The 16,350-nt window shown below is 66.0% G+C and carries 17 protein-coding genes; 6 read left to right on the forward strand and 11 right to left on the reverse strand.

The window, feature by feature from the left end:
• Positions 1–237: 237 nt before the first annotated feature.
• From ACT4OC_RS15780 to ACT4OC_RS15820, 9 genes are all read right to left on the reverse strand, one after another.
• Positions 238–903 carry a hypothetical protein gene (locus tag ACT4OC_RS15780; protein ID WP_444839938.1) on the reverse strand — a complete coding sequence of 222 codons (666 nt, stop codon included), beginning with the start codon at positions 901–903 and terminating at the stop codon, positions 238–240.
• A 57-nt stretch (positions 904–960) separates the two neighbouring features.
• Entirely contained in the window at positions 961–1,722 is a 762-nt protein-coding gene (locus ACT4OC_RS15785; protein ID WP_444839939.1) for a hypothetical protein, read from the reverse strand.
• Between the two features lie 169 nt (positions 1,723–1,891).
• Positions 1,892–3,079: a M48 family metallopeptidase gene (locus ACT4OC_RS15790; RefSeq protein WP_444839940.1), complete on the reverse strand. Its 1,188-nt coding sequence runs from the start codon at positions 3,077–3,079 to the stop codon at positions 1,892–1,894.
• 150 nt (positions 3,080–3,229) lie between these two features.
• Complete coding sequence (locus tag ACT4OC_RS15795) at positions 3,230–3,790, reverse strand: LemA family protein (RefSeq protein WP_444839941.1); 561 nt, start codon at positions 3,788–3,790, stop codon at positions 3,230–3,232.
• A gap of 155 nt (positions 3,791–3,945) precedes the next feature.
• Positions 3,946–4,290, reverse strand: a complete 345-nt coding sequence (locus ACT4OC_RS15800) for a hypothetical protein (RefSeq protein WP_444839942.1) — start codon at positions 4,288–4,290, stop codon at positions 3,946–3,948.
• Positions 4,291–4,418: 128 nt separating this feature from the next.
• On the reverse strand, positions 4,419–5,390 hold the full coding sequence (locus ACT4OC_RS15805) for a small ribosomal subunit Rsm22 family protein (protein ID WP_444839943.1): 972 nt from the start codon (positions 5,388–5,390) through the stop codon (positions 4,419–4,421).
• Positions 5,387–8,845, reverse strand: coding sequence for a chromosome segregation protein SMC (gene smc / locus ACT4OC_RS15810; RefSeq protein WP_444839944.1), 3,459 nt, complete (start codon positions 8,843–8,845; stop codon positions 5,387–5,389). Before smc ends, ACT4OC_RS15805 begins: the two co-directional genes overlap by 4 nt.
• A 215-nt stretch (positions 8,846–9,060) precedes the next feature.
• Entirely contained in the window at positions 9,061–9,717 is a 657-nt protein-coding gene (locus ACT4OC_RS15815) for a DsbA family protein (RefSeq protein WP_444839945.1), read from the reverse strand.
• 114 nt (positions 9,718–9,831) lie between these two features.
• Positions 9,832–10,311: a DUF721 domain-containing protein gene (locus tag ACT4OC_RS15820; RefSeq protein WP_444839946.1), complete on the reverse strand. Its 480-nt coding sequence runs from the start codon at positions 10,309–10,311 to the stop codon at positions 9,832–9,834.
• Between the two features lie 27 nt (positions 10,312–10,338).
• Here ACT4OC_RS15820 and mutY point away from each other — a divergent pair, with 27 nt between their 5' ends.
• Positions 10,339–11,481, forward strand: a complete 1,143-nt coding sequence (gene mutY / locus ACT4OC_RS15825; RefSeq protein ID WP_444839947.1) for an A/G-specific adenine glycosylase — start codon at positions 10,339–10,341, stop codon at positions 11,479–11,481.
• A 67-nt stretch (positions 11,482–11,548) separates the two neighbouring features.
• A complete protein-coding gene (locus tag ACT4OC_RS15830) occupies positions 11,549–11,968 on the forward strand; it encodes a PaaI family thioesterase (protein ID WP_444839948.1) in 420 nt (139 codons plus the stop codon).
• Between the two features lie 2 nt (positions 11,969–11,970).
• Here ACT4OC_RS15830 and ACT4OC_RS15835 read toward each other — a convergent pair whose 3' ends face one another.
• Positions 11,971–13,251 (reverse strand): flavin-dependent oxidoreductase, encoded by a 1,281-nt coding sequence (locus tag ACT4OC_RS15835; protein ID WP_444839949.1) that lies wholly within the window; start codon positions 13,249–13,251, stop codon positions 11,971–11,973.
• 136 nt (positions 13,252–13,387) lie between these two features.
• Between ACT4OC_RS15835 and ACT4OC_RS15840 the strand changes: the two genes are divergently transcribed.
• Positions 13,388–14,014 (forward strand): glutathione S-transferase family protein, encoded by a 627-nt coding sequence (locus ACT4OC_RS15840; RefSeq protein ID WP_444839950.1) that lies wholly within the window; start codon positions 13,388–13,390, stop codon positions 14,012–14,014.
• Positions 14,015–14,115: 101 nt separating this feature from the next.
• Here ACT4OC_RS15840 and ACT4OC_RS15845 read toward each other — a convergent pair whose 3' ends face one another.
• Complete coding sequence (locus ACT4OC_RS15845) at positions 14,116–15,039, reverse strand: LysR family transcriptional regulator (RefSeq protein ID WP_444839951.1); 924 nt, start codon at positions 15,037–15,039, stop codon at positions 14,116–14,118.
• An 89-nt stretch (positions 15,040–15,128) separates the two neighbouring features.
• On the opposite strand from ACT4OC_RS15845, the gene ACT4OC_RS15850 reads away from it, so the two are divergent.
• From ACT4OC_RS15850 to ACT4OC_RS15860, 3 genes are read left to right on the forward strand one after another with little or no spacing between them, the layout of a single operon-like run.
• Complete coding sequence (locus ACT4OC_RS15850; protein ID WP_444839952.1) at positions 15,129–15,557, forward strand: nuclear transport factor 2 family protein; 429 nt, start codon at positions 15,129–15,131, stop codon at positions 15,555–15,557.
• Positions 15,558–15,561: 4 nt separating this feature from the next.
• A complete protein-coding gene (locus tag ACT4OC_RS15855) occupies positions 15,562–15,801 on the forward strand; it encodes a DUF1127 domain-containing protein (protein WP_444839953.1) in 240 nt (79 codons plus the stop codon).
• On the forward strand, positions 15,798–16,196 hold the full coding sequence (locus tag ACT4OC_RS15860) for a RidA family protein (RefSeq protein WP_444839954.1): 399 nt from the start codon (positions 15,798–15,800) through the stop codon (positions 16,194–16,196). Before ACT4OC_RS15855 ends, ACT4OC_RS15860 begins: the two co-directional genes overlap by 4 nt.
• Positions 16,197–16,350: the final 154 nt, after the last annotated feature.

Raw genomic sequence — 16,350 nt, forward strand, 5'->3', positions numbered from 1 at the left:
GCTGATCTCGTTCGAGGGGCATTGAGGCCGGGGCGTCACACGCGCTCTACGGCTGATTGAGAACTGAATCGGCGAACTCGGTTTACCTCGCCCCGCTAGCGGGGAGAGGTCGGATCGCAACGTGAGATGCGATCCGGGTGAGGGGGACTCTCCGCGAGTCCCCTTTAGCGCCGAATATGTGGAAGCAGCCCCACACCCCAACCCTCTCCCCGCGAAGAGCGGGGAGAGGGAGCGCGCTCACCGCTGCAGAATCAGCTTCAGCTCCAGGTCGCGGAAGCTCAGATAATTCCGCCGGATCCACTGGTGCAGCTCGGTGGATGAATCCTTCTCGTGCCGCAGATAGTCGGTGAAGGAAAAGTTCAGCCGGTCGATATAGGACTTAAGGAACGGCGGCAGCGCCGGGATTGCCAGCCGGCGGCCGTGCCCCATGGCTTCCGGCAGTTCGCCGCGCACCACGAACTCGTTGTCGACTGTGACCAGCGCGCCTGCCGGGATTTGCGTGCGCAGCGTCTCGTAGCCGCGGGCGGAGTTGCGGTCGACGTCGGCCACGAACAGGATCACCGGCGCCACGCCGCGGCGGATCGCCTCCTTCATGAAGCCGATCTCCTCGACCATCTTGAAGAACTCGTCGAAGGCGTGAAAGCCGAGATCGATCACCTTGGCGAGGCTGTCGTTGACGATCAGCCGGTCCATCAGCTGCATCTTGCCGAAGGTGTCGATGACGTCGGCGGTCTCGGTGGTGCGCGGCAGGTACTCCAGCAGCGAGGGCTCCTTCAGGTTGACGTCGAAGGAGACGACGTTGCCGTTCTTGAGCAGCAGGAACTCGCTCAAGAGCCGCGCCAGCAGCGTCTTGCCGACCTGCGGGCGGGGCGAGCAGATGATGTAGACCGGCGTGACGTGCATGATGCGCTATATCGGGCGAAATCCGCGCCCGATCCAGCCCCATCCGTCAAGTGCGGGTTATTTTTCCCCGCTGCTGCGCGCGGACTTGCCTCCGGCGGGCGCGCCGACGAGGTCGGTCAGCTTGATGCGGTCGAACTCGCTCCAGACGTTGGCCAGCCAGTGCCGGACATAGCCGCGCAGCACGAACGAATAGTTGGCGGCCTCGTCGCGCGGGCCCTTGTTGGCGACGAATTTCAGGAACGGCACCGAGGCGACCTCGACCTGCTCATAGGCCATTTCGTTCAGCTTGGGGATGGTGAGGTCGGTCGCGTCCTTGATGCGGTGGAAATAGGAATTGTAGGTCGCCTGGTCCCACTGGAAGAACTGGGTGTCGTTGATGAAGTTCTTCACCAGGAAATATTTCGCACCGCCCATGAAGCCCGCGGTCTCGGCGATCTCGTCCAGCGAGGCGATCGAGGGGCCGAGGATGTGGAACACGGAAAAGGTGATCTGGCCGGATTTCGCCGCGTCAAGGAAACCGATGTCGCGCAGCGAGGCCAGCGCCGGCGACAAGAGACCGGCGCGGACGTCGATCACGGTCACCGAGGGGCCGGCGCTCAGCGTGTCGAAGATCTTCATCTGGTCCGAGGTCGTCGTCATGTCGACGATCTCGGTGATGTCGGGGTGGAAGCGCCTCAGGGTGCCGCGCGGGCTTTCGGTGTCGAACGCCCTCGTTGGCACGTTGTTGGCGCTGAAATAATCGAGCAGCGTCCGCGAGATGGTGGTCTTGCCGACCCCGCCCTTGTCCGCACCCACCACAATCACAACCGGCTTTACCATCGCTGTCCCTTACGCGCGCCCCCGACCGCGGGAAGCGATCGGCAAGTCCCCATATCCTGCTTTGGGCGCGAACATGGCAGAAACAAGGGGGAAATCAAACCTTTAAGCCAAAGGCCGGCCGCAGCGTGGGAATTTTTCAGCGCCGGCGGGGGATTGCCGGCCGGCCGGGTCAGCGGTGCGGTCCCCAGGGACCCGTTCCGGGCAGCGGCGGGATGCCGACAGCCACACCAGCATCGTTCCACGGCCCCTTGCTAGGCAGCGGCGGCGGCTGGTCGGCGGGAGCAGCCTCCTGCTGCTCCGGCTCGACGGCGTCCTCCCCGGCATAGTCCAGCGGGCCGGGGTCGCGGCCGCCGGCGAACTGCACCAGCTTGTCGACCCGCGACTGCACCGAGGGGTGGGTGGCGAACAGGTCGGCAAAGCCCTCGCGGGGATTGTCGACGCAGAGCTCCATCACGGCGGAGGTGGCGCCGGGCAGCTCGCCGCGGCCCTCGATCTTGCGCAGCGCCGAGATCATGGCGTCGGGGTTCTTGGTCAGCTCCACGGAGCCCGCGTCGGCCAAAAACTCCCGCGTCCGCGATAGCGCCAGTTTGACCACCTGCGACAGCAGCCAGGCCAGCACGATCAGCGCGATCGCGACGATGACCACGATGACGGCCCCGCCGCCCGAGCTCTTGCTGTTGCTGCTCGAGGAGGAGGAATCGGACGACGATGAAGACGATGACGACCAGCCGCTGCTGCCACGCGAATTCCATTCCAGATTGGTGAACATCCGGAAGAACAATTCGCCGAAGAAGCCGACCACGCCGGCGATGATGACCGCGACCACCATCAGCTGTACGTCGCCGTTGCGGACATGGGTGAGCTCGTGGCCGAGCACCGCCTCCATCTCCTGGTCGTTCAGCGCCTTCAGCAGCCCCGTGGTGACGGTGATGGAATATTGCCGCCGGTTCAGCCCGCTCGCGAAGGCGTTCAGCGCGGGGCTGTCCATGATCTTCAACTTCGGCATCGCAATGCCGCGGGAGATGCACAGATTTTCCAGGAGATTGTAGAGCTGCGGCTCTTCCTTCCGCGTCACGGATTCAGCTCCGGTGACGGCGTCGATCATGTTCTGGTGGAAGAAATAGGCGATCACGATCCACAGCGCAGCCGCGATGGTTGCCCAGGGAAACGCCGCGACGAGGTCGCGGGCGGCGAGCGCCAGATAGTCGCCGGCCGAACGGTTGCTGTTGAGGAAGACTTCCGCAAGCAGCGCGCCAGCATAGACCAGCACGTAGATGAGGAGAAAGAGCCCGGCAAGCATCATCATCGAACGGAATTTGTTCGATGCGATATGCGTGTAGAGACCGTAGGCGGCCATGATGCGCTTCCGCTAGCCACCGTCATTCCGGGGCGTGCGAAGCGCGAACCCGGAATCTCGAGATTGCTGGGTGGGAAGAGATTCCGGGTTCGTCGCTGCGCGACGCCCCGGAATGACTCGGAGAGAGGGGAGCATCATCCGCACCAGTCCCTAGAACTTCACCGTCGGCACGGCCTCGACCTGGGTGCGGCTGGCGCCGAGGTCGTAGAATTCCTTGCGGGTGAAGCCGAACATGCCGGCGAACAGCGCGGCCGGCATCTGCTGGATGCCGGTGTTGTATTCCTGGACCGCGTTGTTGAAGAAGCGGCGGCTGGCGGCGATCTTGTTCTCGAGGTCGGAGAGCTCGCCCGCGAGCTGCTGGAAATTGGCGTTGGCCTTGAGGTCCGGATAGGCCTCCGACAGCGCGATCAGGCGTCCGAGCGCGCCGGAGAGCTGGTTCTCGGCGGCGGAGACCTGCGCCGGCCCCTGCGCCGACATCGCCGAATTGCGGGCCTTGATGACGTCGTCGAGCGTGCCGCGTTCATGGGAGGCATAGCCCTTCACGGTCTCGACCAGGTTCGGGATCAGGTCGTGGCGCTGCTTGAGCTGGACGTCGATGTCGGCAAAGGACTGGTCGACCCGCTGGCGGAGCGCGACCAGGCGGTTATAGGCGCCGATCGCAAAGAGAATGACGATGACAATGATGCCGAGAACGATCCAGCCGGACGACATGAGGCAAATCTCCTGGTGGGAGGACGGGTATCCCTGAACGAGGCGGCTGCCGGGCGGCAGCCCGCCGGAAATTGGGTCTTGTCTTGGTCGGAAGCAAGGGCGGATTAGTTCAAGTCCCTAGCAAGGCGCTATCGTGTCCTGTGCCCGCCCGTCCGTCAGTCCTTGGACCGGCCCCAAAGCTTCCAGAACGGGTAGCTTTGTATGTCTTGCCTCGGTATGCCCGCTATCGCGGACAATTCCCCGGCAAGATTTGAAGCATCGCTTAAGAGGCCCACAGGAATGAACTCTCGTCCACCTCTGAAGTCCAGGTACACGCCAAAAGTCGGATAGCTGTCACTGTCGCCATACGAGGCTGTGCCCAGCGCATCGCATTCATCGAAGGTGCAATAATTGACGATCGTTTTCCGTAGGACGATGTTTGTCCATGGCAGCTTCCAGTGTTTTACTATCGTCAGCTTTCGTGCCGCACGATCGATCTGAACAGTCCAGTCTGCGAACATTAGCGGCGCTCTTGAGCGGGAATCTGCGATGTCGGCATTGCGGCCATGGGCAAGCGCTCGCTGTAACCTCGATAGCATCATGCGGTACGATCTTGTACCTGTAGGCGGCTTAGCTGGCCAACGGGGCGTCAAGTGACCGCATCGCCCCAGCGCCAGCGCCGGGCCTGCGCATAGGCCGCCTTGTCTCGCCGCGGGACTCTTGCCGTTTCGATGCCGTCAGTCGTGCAGAGCTTCGCAACCACCTCGGCCTTGCCGATGGCGGGCTGTGCCAGCACGCGAGACGGGCGCTGGCTGACCGGTTCGCGTGTCAACGCCACATAGGCAAACCTCTCATCCTCGAACGGCACCTCGGCGCCCTTCATCTGCTTGTGCGCGCGGGATCGCTGCAGGCGCTGGGTGAAGTGGCACCAGTCGGGCGGTTGAAGCGGGCAGACGCCATCGTGCGGGCAGGGTGCTGCCACGTGCGCGCCGGCTGCAATGAGTTGCTCGCGTAGCGCAATGATCCGCGCATAGCCCGCGGGCGTGCCGGGTTCGACCACCAGCAGCGTGTCGCGGGTTTTCTCCCACATCAGGTCCGCCAGCGAGGTTCGCTCGGGCTCGCTCACTTCGCCGATGACATAGCTCGCTACGACGAGGTCGGCGGCCTCGGCTCTCGCAAGCAGCGCACGTGCTTCGCCACGCTCGTAGCTGATCTGGTGCCCTTTGTCGGCGGCAAGATCGAGCGCCAGTCTGCGCAGCGCGTCGTTGGCATCGATCAGGGTGAACGATGTGAGCGAAGGAAAAACCTCGGCCGTGGCCCACGTCGCCGTGCCCGGGCCGGCGCCGACATCGAGCAGGCTCGCCGGCGCGAAGTCGGGTCGTAAGTCGATGAGCGCGTTGAGGCTCGCGATATCTGCGGCGTAGGTCGCGGGCATCCGCGCCAGCGCGTAGGCGAGCGCATCGCTCTCGCTGCTGATGGCGGCCGATCCGCCGCCATCGCGATAGGTTTTCGAGATGACGCCTGCGCGTTCGGCGGCTTCGTTGCGCGAGACGCCCCGCAGCCTCGCTTCCAGCGCCGCCCGCAAGGCGGCGGGAAGATCGGGCGAGGCGGCGCGCGTCACGCCACGTCGAGGATCTTCACCGCGTCCTCGAGATCGACCGAGACCAGCTGCGACACGCCGCGCTCGGCCATGGTGACGCCGAACAGCCGGTTCATCCGCGCCATGGTGATCGGGTTGTGCGTGATGATGATGAAGCGCGTCTCCGTCGAGCCCGTCATCTCGTGCAGCAGGTTGCAGAAGCGCTCGACATTGTGGTCGTCGAGCGGCGCGTCGACCTCGTCCAGCACGCAGATCGGCGAGGGGTTGGTGAGGAACACCGCGAAGATCAGCGCCAGCGCCGTCAGGGCCTGCTCGCCGCCCGAGAGCAGCGACAGCGTCTGCGGCTTCTTGCCCGGCGGTTTTGCGATGATCTCGAGGCCGGCTTCCAGCGGGTCGTCGCTCTCGATCAGGTGCAACGCGGCTTCGCCGCCGCCGAACAGCTCGACGAACAGCCGCTTGAAGTGGCTGTTGACGACCTCGAACGAGGCGAGCAGCCGCTCGCGCGCCTCGCGGTTGAGGCTCTGGATGCCCTGGCGCAGCCGCTTGATGGCTTCCACGAGGTCGTCGCGCTCGGTGGTCAGCGCGGTGTGCTGGCTCTCGACCTCGCGCAGCTCTTCCTCCGCGCGCAAATTGACGGCGCCAAGCCGCTCACGGTCGCGGCGCAGTTTCTCGAGGTTTTCTTCGATCTCCGGCAGCGGCGGCAGCTCCGTGCCCTGCTCGATCTCGGCAAGGCCGGCCACTGCCGATGGCTCGCATTCGAGCATGTCGTGGATTTCGCGCTCGATGTCGGAAAGGCGACGCCTGGTGCCTTCCATCCGCTCCTCGGCGCGGGCGGTCGCCTCGCGGGAGGCGGAGAGCGCTTCGAGCGAAGCCTTCGCGGCACGGTCGGTCTCGGCCATCGCCGTCTCGGCGGCGGCAAGCGCGTCGGCGGCGGTCTGGCGGTCCTTCTCGGCAAAGCCGATTTCGGAGATCAGCGCGCTGCGCTTCTCGGCGAACACGGCCGGCGCATTATCGAGCTCGGCGCGTTCGGCGGTGACCTCGGAGGTGCGGGACTGCACGGTCTCGATCTGCGAGGCCGCGCTTGCCTTGCGGTTATTCCAGTCGTTGCGCTCGGCGAGGATCGCCTGCACGCGGCGGTCGGCGAGTTCGGCTTCGCGGGCCAGCGCCTGCGCCTCGGCGCGGACCTGGGCGGCAGAACGGCGGTGGCCATCGATCTCGGCGCGGACGGCGGCGAGCCTGGTCTCGGTGTCGAGGCTCGGGGGCAGTTCGTCGAGCGCGGCGGTCGCGCCCTCGTGCGCGGCTTCGGCCTCGCTGCGGTCGGCCGTGAGGCGGCTGCGGGCTTCCGTCAGCGCCGAGCGGCGCGCGGCGTGGCGGTTGATCTCGCGTTCGGCCGCGGCATGGCGCTCGCGCGCGGCATCGGCCTCGCGCTGCGCGGCGCGCCAGGCCTCGCGCGCGGCGGACTCGGCGGAAGCTGCGGCCTTCTGCTCGGCCTCGGCATTTTCGAGTGCCTGCCGCTTGGCGGCGGCGTCGAGCCTGGCCTGCTCGAGCTCGTTCTCGATGTCGACGAGACGGGCGCGCTCGGCCAGGCGCCGTGCGGCGCCGGTCGGGGCGTGGGCAGCGGCGACGAAGCCGTCCCAGCGCCAGACGTCGCCTTCAAGCGACACCAGCCGCTGGCCGGTCTTCAGCTGCGAGACGAACTCGGCGCCGCGCTCCTTGGCGACGACGCCGATCTGCGCGAGGCGGCGCGCCAGTTCAGCGGGGGCCTGCACGTGATTGGCCAGCGGCTCCACGCCCTCGGGCAGCGAGGGGTCCTGCATGCTCGCGTTGGCATTGGTCCAGCGCATCGGCGCGGAGGGATCGACCGGCGCGTCGAGGTCGTCGCCGAGCACGGCGCCGATCGCCTTCTCGTAACCCTTGGTGACCGTGATGCCGTCGATGATCGGCGGCCACAGGTTCTTGGTCTCGACATTGACGAGCTTGGAGATGGTGCGCGCCTCGGTCTCCAGCCGCTGCACGCGCTTGTCGGCTTCGGCCAGCGGCGCGCGCGAGGCTTCCAGCACCGCGCGGACGGCGACGTGCGCGGCTTCGCTCGCCTGCGAGGCACTCTCGGCTTCCGTCAGATTCTGCTGCGCGGTCGTCATCGCGATCGAAAGCGCGGCGATGTCGCCGAGGCCGCCGGTCTCAGCTGCGAGCTTCTGCTCGTCGCGCTCGACATTGGCGATTTCCTGGTCGAGCCGCGCCAGCCGGTCGCGATGGCTGCGCACGCCGGCCTCGAGCTGGTTGCGCTTGGCGGTGAGGTCGGCAAGCGCCGTGGTGAGTTCGGAGAACAAGCGTTCGGAGGCGGCAAGCGTCGCTTCCGCTTCCGCCACGCGCTCGTCGACGCCGGAACGCTTCTCGACGCGAGTCTTGATCTCGTCCTTCAGCTCCGCGTCCTCGGTGTCGAGGCGCTGCAGCGCCAGATCCGCGTCGGCGATCTGCTGCTGCTCGCGGGCGATGTCAGCGGCGAACTGCGTCAGGCGGCGGTCGAGCTCGGCGACGCGCTCTTTCGCGCGCTGCTCCTCGCGGTCGAGCAGCTCGCGGGCATTGGTCAGGCGCTGCAGCCCGGCGGCGGAGCGCGCTTCGGCATCGCGCAGCGCCGGCAGCTCGGCGGCGCGCTCGGCCTGGATGCGGGCGGCCTCGGCCTGCTCGCGGGTGCGCTCGGCCATCTCGCGCACGGCGATATCGTGGGTGTGGCCGGCCTCGGCGACGTCGGCATTGGCGCCGACCCAGCGCAGGTGGAACAGCATGGCCTCCGCCTTGCGCACCTTGGCGGCAACCTCGCGGTAGCGGATCGCCTGCCGCGCCTGCCGTTTCAGGCCGTCGATCTGCCCGGCGAGCTGGCCGATCACGTCCTCGACGCGGATGAGGTTGGTCTCGGCGGCCTTGAGGCGAAGTTCCGCTTCATGGCGGCGCGCATGCAGGCCGGCGACGCCGGCGGCGTCTTCCAGCACGCGGCGGCGCTGCTCGGGCTTGGCCTGGATGATCTCGCCGATCTTGCCCTGGTGAACCAGCGCCGGCGAGCGTGCGCCGGTCGCGGCGTCGGCGAACAAGAGCTGCACGTCGCGGGCGCGCACGTCGCGGCCGTTGATGCGATAGACGGAACCCGCCTCGCGCTCGATGCGGCGGGAGATTTCCAGGATCTGGCTGTCGTTGACGGCGGCCGGCGCCGAGCGATCGGAATTGTCGATCGTCATGACGACTTCGGCGTGGTTGCGCGCCGGGCGGTTGCCGGAACCGGCGAAGATCACCGCGTCCATGTCGGCGGCGCGCAGCGACTTGTGCGAGGTCTCGCCCATCGCCCAGCGCAACGCCTCGACCAGGTTCGACTTGCCGCAGCCGTTCGGACCGACCACGCCGGTGAGGCCCGGCTCGATCATGAAGTCGGTCGGCTCGACGAAGGACTTGAAACCGTGGAGGCGGAGGCGCGTGAGTTTCATAGACACAAATCTCTCTTGGCCGGGCGCGAATCTCCCTGCCGTGACAATACCATAGAAGGCAATGTCGAGGTGTGGACGAGTCGCGTCATGCGGCTCTCATGGGCCGCGACAATGGCGGGGCCGGGGCGGAAGGGCAACCGCGGGAGGAAGCTTTTCCCAAGCCTTTTGCAGGGCTTATCGGAGACTGTGAATCGAGACCGCGAAAGCCTTACGAATCAGCTCTTCAACAACGACTTGATGCGCTTGTCGAATTCCTCGAAGCTCTGATCGCCCTTCACCATCTCGCCGTTGATGAAGAAGGTCGGCGTCGAATTCACCTTCAACACCTCGTTGGCGTACTTCTGGTCCGCGGCGATCTTGTCGAGCAGCTTCTGGTCCTTCAGGCAGTCCTCGACCTGTTGTTGGGAGAGCCCCGCCTGCTTGCCGATACGGATCAGCGTCTCCGTCGTGTTCTTCGCCGCCCAATCGTTCTGCTGGCGGAACAGCATGTCGATGACGGCAAAGAACTTGCCGGAATCGTCCTTGGCGATGCAACGCGCCAGCATCGAGCCGGCGGCGGCCTTGATGTCGAGCGGGAACTCGCGGAATACGAACCGGATCTTGCCGGTGTCGATGTATTCCGACTTGATCTTGGGGAACACCTTCTCGGTGAAGGCCGCGCAATGTGGGCAGGTCATCGAGGCGAACTCGGTGACGGTGACCGTGGCGTTCGCCGGGCCCAGCGCCATGTCGGGCAGCGACACCGGCTTGGCGATATCGGCCGCGGTCTGCGCCGCAGCTTCCGAGATCAGGCGCAGCGGCGAGAAGCCTGCAAGCAGGCCAAGCCCGGTCAGCGACAGGGCGGCGGTGAAGGCGCGGCGCGTGAGGATCAAGATCGACTCCCGGGATTGGCGAGGCAGACAAGGGACTTGCGAATGGACGCCTTCCGCTAGCTTGAAACGACATATGTGGCAATGGCGGGCTGGCGGAGGAGGGCCGGAACGGACTCAATTTCGCTTGATGGCGGCCCCCAGCCGCGCCAGCGCGTCCTTCAACGCCTCGTCCTCGACCGCGGACAGGGTTTTTGCGACCTCTTCGACCGCTTTTGCATTCGGCGGGCGCGGACGTGCCGGCGGCTCCCGGCGCGACAGCGGCGCCTGGCGCAGCGCCAGCCGGCCGACCGCGTGCCAGCCGAAGAAGCGGTTCACCCGTTCCAGCAGCACGTCGGATTTGTGCTGGATCTCCAGCGCCGCCGGCCCCTCCACCCGCAGCACCAGCGTCGCCGGTTCCTGCGGCTGGCCCTCCACCGGCCGCGGCCATTGCATCTTCAGCGGCTCGGCATGGCGGGCGATGTCCGCGCCCGCAATCTCGGCCCAGCGCGTCACGAGCTCGCGCGCGGCAAACCCCTGCCTGGCATACGCGTCGGAAAAGACGTCGCTGAGCAGGACGGAGAGCGGCTTGGCGCTGACGGGGCGAGGCTTGTTCATCTGGGAACGCTTTGCAACCATACGGGCATGAGTCTATCAGGCGCGGCCACCAAGCGAAAGAAAGCACGAGAGCATCAGGCGGCCTCCCGCCCCGCGCGGCTGCTCGACTGGTACGACCGGCATCGCCGGCGGCTGCCGTGGCGGGCGGCGGCGGGCGAGCGGCCCGATCCGTACCGGGTGTGGCTGTCGGAGATCATGCTGCAGCAGACGGGGGTGAAAACCGTCGGTCCCTATTTCGAGAAGTTTCTGGCGCGCTGGCCGGATGTCACAGCGCTCGGGCGCGCCTCGCTCGACGATGTCCTGCGCATGTGGGCGGGGCTCGGCTATTACTCGCGGGCGCGCAATCTGCATGCCTGCGCGGTGGCGGTGCTGCGCGAGCATGGCGCCACATTCCCCGACACCGAGGAAGGGCTGCGCACGCTGCCGGGCATCGGGCCTTACACGGCGTCCGCGATTGCGGCGATTGCGTTCGATCGGCGTACCATGCCTGTCGATGGCAACATCGAGCGCGTGGTGTCGCGGCTCTATGCCGTGGAGGAGGAACTGCCGCAGGCGAAGCCCAGGATTCAGGAGCTCGCCGCGACGCTGCTTGCCGACACACGCGCCGGCGACGAGAAGCCTCGCGCCGGCGACGAGAAGTCTCGCGCCGGCGATAGCGCGCAGGCGCTGATGGATCTGGGCTCCTCGATCTGTACGCCGAGGAAGCCGGCCTGTGCGCTGTGTCCGCTCAACGACGACTGCGCGGCGCGCGCGCGCGGCGATCAGGAGACCTTTCCGCGCAAAGCGCCGAAGAAGTCGGGCGAGCTGCGGCGGGGCGCGGCTTTCGTCGTCACGCGCGGCGGCGAAATTCTGCTGCGCTCGCGTCCCGAAAAGGGCCTGCTCGGCGGCATGTCGGAAGTGCCGGGCTCGGATTGGCTCGCCGGACAGGAGGACAAGGCCGCGTTGAAGCAGGCGCCCGAACTCAATGGCGGTGCGCGCTGGCGCCGCAAGGCGGGCGTCGTCACCCATGTCTTCACGCATTTCCCGCTGGAACTCGTGGTCTACACCACCAAAGTGCCAGCGCGAACCCGTGCGCCGGCCGGCATGCGCTGGGTGCCGGTCGCAACGCTCGCGGACGAGGCGCTGCCCAACGTCATGCGCAAGGCGATCGTACATGGGCTTGGCGAATAGCGGCGCTTGATGCTGACACCATGCTGTCAGCAGGCCCGCGCTATCAGGGAGCCATACGGAGGTTCCCATGATCGCAACCGCACTCGACCGCATTGCCATGCCGCCCATCGCGGGGCTGCTCGGCTGGCATCTGCTCGACGCCCGCCCGGGGGAAGGCTGGATCAAAATCGGCTTCGAAGGAAAGCGCGACTTCTGCAACCCGGCCGGTTTCGTGCAGGGCGGCATCCTGACCGCCATGCTCGACGATACCATGGGGCCGGCGGTGTTCGCGATGACGGAGGGGCGGCTCTACACCGCGACCATCAGCCTGACCGTGAATTTCCTGGCGCCGGCCAGGCCCGGGCGGATCATCGGCGAGGCGAGGGTGACGCAACTCGGCAAGACCGTCGCCTTCATCGAGGGCCGGCTCACTGCGAAGGATGGCACGCTGCTTGCGACGGCCACGACCAACGCGCGGCTGGTCGAGGCGGGGAAGGCGCTGCAATAGTCTCAGGCGCTGCGGCGCACGTCGGGTAATTGCACGATCGGCGGCCTGGCGTTGAGGCCTTCGACCTGGAAGCCGGCGACGCGCTTGTAGTTGGCGGCGATGTCTTCGAGCTCCTGGTGTGACATCACGTCGGTGATGACCTTGTAGCCGTCGGGCGCGCGCTCCTCGACCAGCTGCATCACCTGCTCCGGGCCGTTGCGGCGGTTGAGCATCACGAGGTCGGTGGTGGCCGGCCGCCGCTCGGCCTCATAGGCGACGAGCGCGTCATTGGTCGGCCCCTTCGCCAAGATCTCGCGGGTGATGACGCGGGCATCGAGGATGGCCTGCGAGGCGCCGTTGGAGCCGATCGGATACATCGGGTGCGCGGCATCGCCCATCAGCGTGACGCGGCCGAAGGTCCATTGCGCAACCGGATCGCGGTCGACCAGCGGATATTCGTAAGCATGCGGGCAGTTCTCGATCAGGCCGGGCACGTCGAGCCAGTCGAACTTCCAGTCCTTGAACCACGGCAGAAACTCTTCGAGCCTCGCCGTGCGGTTATAGTCCTCGCGGCGCCACTGATAGGTCGGCGGCATGTGCCGCTCGGCCACCCAGTTGATCAGGTATTTGCCGCTCTCGTCGGGCGACTTCGAGATCGGGTAGCAGACGAATTTGAGCACCTCATGACCGGCCATGATCATGGTGCGGCCGGTGAGGAACGAGTCCGCCGCGGTGACGCCGCGCCAGAGGATGCGGCCGTTCCAGATCGGCGGGCCCTCCTGCGGATAGAGTTTTTCGCGCACCGCCGAATGAATTCCGTCGGCGGCAATGAGCAGGTCGCCCTCATACGTACCGGCCGGTTTGCCGGTTGCCTTGTCGATGAACTCGGCGCGCACGCCGTCGGTCGACTCGGTCCAGCCGGTGAGGTGATGGCTGGTCAAAATGTTCTCGCGGCCGAGCCGCTCGATCGCGGTGTCGAGCAGGAGCTGTTGCAGCGTGCCGCGGTGGATCGAGAATTGCGGCCATTTGTACCCGGCTTCCAGCCCGCGCGGCTCGCTCCAGATCGGCTTGCCGTGCTTGGAGAAATAGGCGAGTTCCCTGGTTCGCACGCCGGACGCATCGAGCCGGTCGAGCAGGCCGAGCTCGATCAGCTCGCGCACCGCATGCGGCAGCACGTTGATGCCGACGCCGAGCGGCTTCAGCTCCGACACGCTCTCGAACACGCGTGCGCGAACGCCGATCTGGTGCAGGCTGAGCGCCAGCGTCAGCCCGCCGATGCCGCCGCCCGCAATGAGTATGGTCATGATACGCCCCCACTATTGGCCATCGTCATGGCACGGGATTACGCTGCCCGGCAACCGCGAAAGCGGACGTTTTCGGCCGGGTGGACGGCGGCGGGCGGCCCCGCTAACGTGCCTCGGTTTTTCGGAGTGGACCGACATGTTGAAGCTCTATTATGCCCCCGGCACCTGCGCGCTCGCCTCGCATATCACCCTCGAAGAGGTCGGCGCGCCCTACAGTGCCGAGCGGCTCAACTTCAGGAACAACCAGCAGAACAGCGCCGACTATCTCAGGATCAATCCCAAGGGCCGCGTGCCGACACTGGTGACGGACAACGGCGTGCTGACCGAGACGCCCGCGATCCTCGCCTTCCTTGCCCAGAGCTTTCCGCAAGCGAAGCTCGCGCCGCTCGACGATCCCATGGCGTTTGCGCAGGTGCAATCGGTCAACAGCTATCTCTGCTCCACCGTGCATGTCGCGCACGCCCACAAGATGCGCGGCTCGCGCTGGGCGAGCGAAGAGGGCTCGCTCGCCGACATGAAGCGCAAGGTGCCGGAGACGATGATGGCCTGCTTTGCGCTGATCGAGCGCGATATCCTCAAAGGGCCGTGGGTGATGGGCGAGCAGTACACGATCTGCGATCCCTATCTCTACACCATCGCCGGCTGGCTGGAGAGCGATGGCGTCGACATGACAAAACTGCCGAAGATCGTCGCGCACCGCAAGCGGATGGAAGAGCGCCCGGCCGTGGCGACGGTGCTGGCGGAGGAGAAGGCGGCGGCGTAGGAATCGTAGGGTGGGCAAAGGCGCATTTGCGCCGTGCCCACCTTCGCCAGCTCCGGTGCAAGAAAGGTGGGCACGCTTTTCGCTTTGCCCACCTACAAAAATCACGCCGTGCGGCTCTTGCCCCGCTCCATCTCCCGCCCGATGCCGAGCATGAGGTTGCGCAGCCAGATCGAGCCCGGGTCCATCTGGGCGCGGGTCGGATAGAACAGATACTGCTCGTCGATCCCGGGATCGAACGGCGGGGCGACCGTCTGCAGCGACAGCTGCCACGTCAGCGCCGCAATCAGGCGGCGCGGCACGAAGGCGACGAGATTGGTGCGCGCGGCGACGTGCAGCGCCTCGATATAGCCGGGCACCACCAGCGCGATGCGGCGCTCGATGCCCATTGGGCGCAGCCAGATGTCGATCAGGTCCTGACTCTGGCCGCGGATCACGACGGCGACGTGACGGGCGGCGAGGAACGCCTCACGCTTCTTCAAGCGGTTGCCGGCGGGATGGCCGCGGCGCACCGCAAGGGCGTCGCTGTCGGTATAGAGACGCTGGCGGTGAAAGCCCTTGAACGCATCGCCGATCGAGCAGACGAGATCGATGGTGCGGGCGAATTCCGGGGTCATGATGGCAGGCCCGCGCCACGGCACCACGTCGATGGTGACGTTCGGCGCGAGTTTCGTAACCTTCTCCATCAGCGGCGGCACCAATAGCTCGACGGCGAGGTCCGGCATCATCAGGCGAAAATGCCGCTCGCTGCGCGCGGCGTCGAATTCGTCCCGCGTGAACAGGGTGCGCACCTGATCCAGCGCCTGCGCCAGCGGGCCGCGCAGGCCTTGCGCGCGCGGCGTCAGCTCCATGCGCGCGCCGGTGCGCACCAGCAGCGGGTCGCCGATCAGGTCGCGCAGCCGCTGCAGCGCGTGGCTGGTCGCCGGCTGCGACAGCCCGATCCGCATGGCGGCGCGGCTGACCGAGACTTCGCGGAGCAGCGCGTCGAGCGCGATGAGCAGATTGAGGTCAAGCGAATTCAAATTCATAGCACAAATATATATCATACTTCATATCGATTGGAAGAATATCCGCTTCGGAGCCATGATTGGCAGCAGCCAATCAATGGAGAAATGCCATGAGCGCGGAAGCCAACAAGAAACTAGTGCAGCAGGTCTATGCGGACTCGGCGAGCCGCAGCGGCACCACCTTCGTCGACAACCTCGCCGACGACGCCAGCTGGATCGTTACCGGGCAATATTCCTGGTCGCACGAGTTCAGGGGAAAGGACGCCATTCTCAACGGCCTGATGGGCCATTTCCGTTCGCACTTCGCGGTGCGGCCCCGCACGGTGGCCTTCAATTTCATTGCCGAGGGCGACACCGTCGTGGTGGAAGCGCGCGGCGACAACGTCACCAAGAACGGCCTGCGCTACGATAACCAATACTGCATGGTATGGCGCATCGAGAACGGCAAGATCAAGCTGATCAAGGAATACTGCGACTCCGCGCTGGTCGAGCGCGTGCTCGGACCGTTTCCGGAAGCGCGCAAGCGGGCGGTGGGCTGAGGCATTGAGCAACGTATGTGCCGAAGGCCGTCGGCTCCGCCGGCGGCCGTTTCCGGTTTCCCTGCTTGCAATCGCGCGGTCGATCCTGATTCTGATCGCGGCATGGCGCGAGCGCCGCCGCGTCCGGCGTCAACTCGCCGCCATGAGCGATCGTGAACTGCACGATATCGGAGTGTGCCGGGCGGAGGTCGCCGACGAGATCGGCCGGCCGTTCTGGCGGGAAATGAAAGGGAGATCGTCATGAGCAAGGAAATCTTCAGCCCGGCGACGTTGCATCCGCCGGTCGGCTACTCGCATGTCGCAAAGGTCACGGGCACGCTGGTCTATGTGGCCGGCCAGGTGTCGGCCGACGCGTCGGGAAAACTGGTTGGCGAGGGAGACCTGGAGGCGCAGGCCGAGCAGGTGTTCAAGAACCTCAAGCTCGCGATCGAGGCGGCCGGCGGCACCATGGCGGACATCGTGAAAATGAACGTCTATCTCGTCGCCGAGGTTGATCAGGCCGAGATTCCGAAATTCCGCACGGTGCGCGACCGCTACATCAACACGGCAAAGCCGCCGGCCAGCACGCTTGCCGTGATCTCGCGCCTTGCCCGACCGGGCTGGCTGATCGAGATCGAGGCGATCGCCGCGATCGATTGAAAGAACTGCCGTAGGTGGGCAAAGCGGAGAGACTGGGCAAGAATTCTGTTCGCTAGATTCTGGATCGATGTACGATTCTTCTCATGACGAATCGCACCTATAAGACCGGACGAGACCGGGGACAGCTGAGCCTTTTGCCAGCTCGTGTTGAGGA

The organism is Bradyrhizobium sp. (assembly GCF_052389815.1).
GTDB lineage: Bacteria > Pseudomonadota > Alphaproteobacteria > Rhizobiales > Xanthobacteraceae > Bradyrhizobium.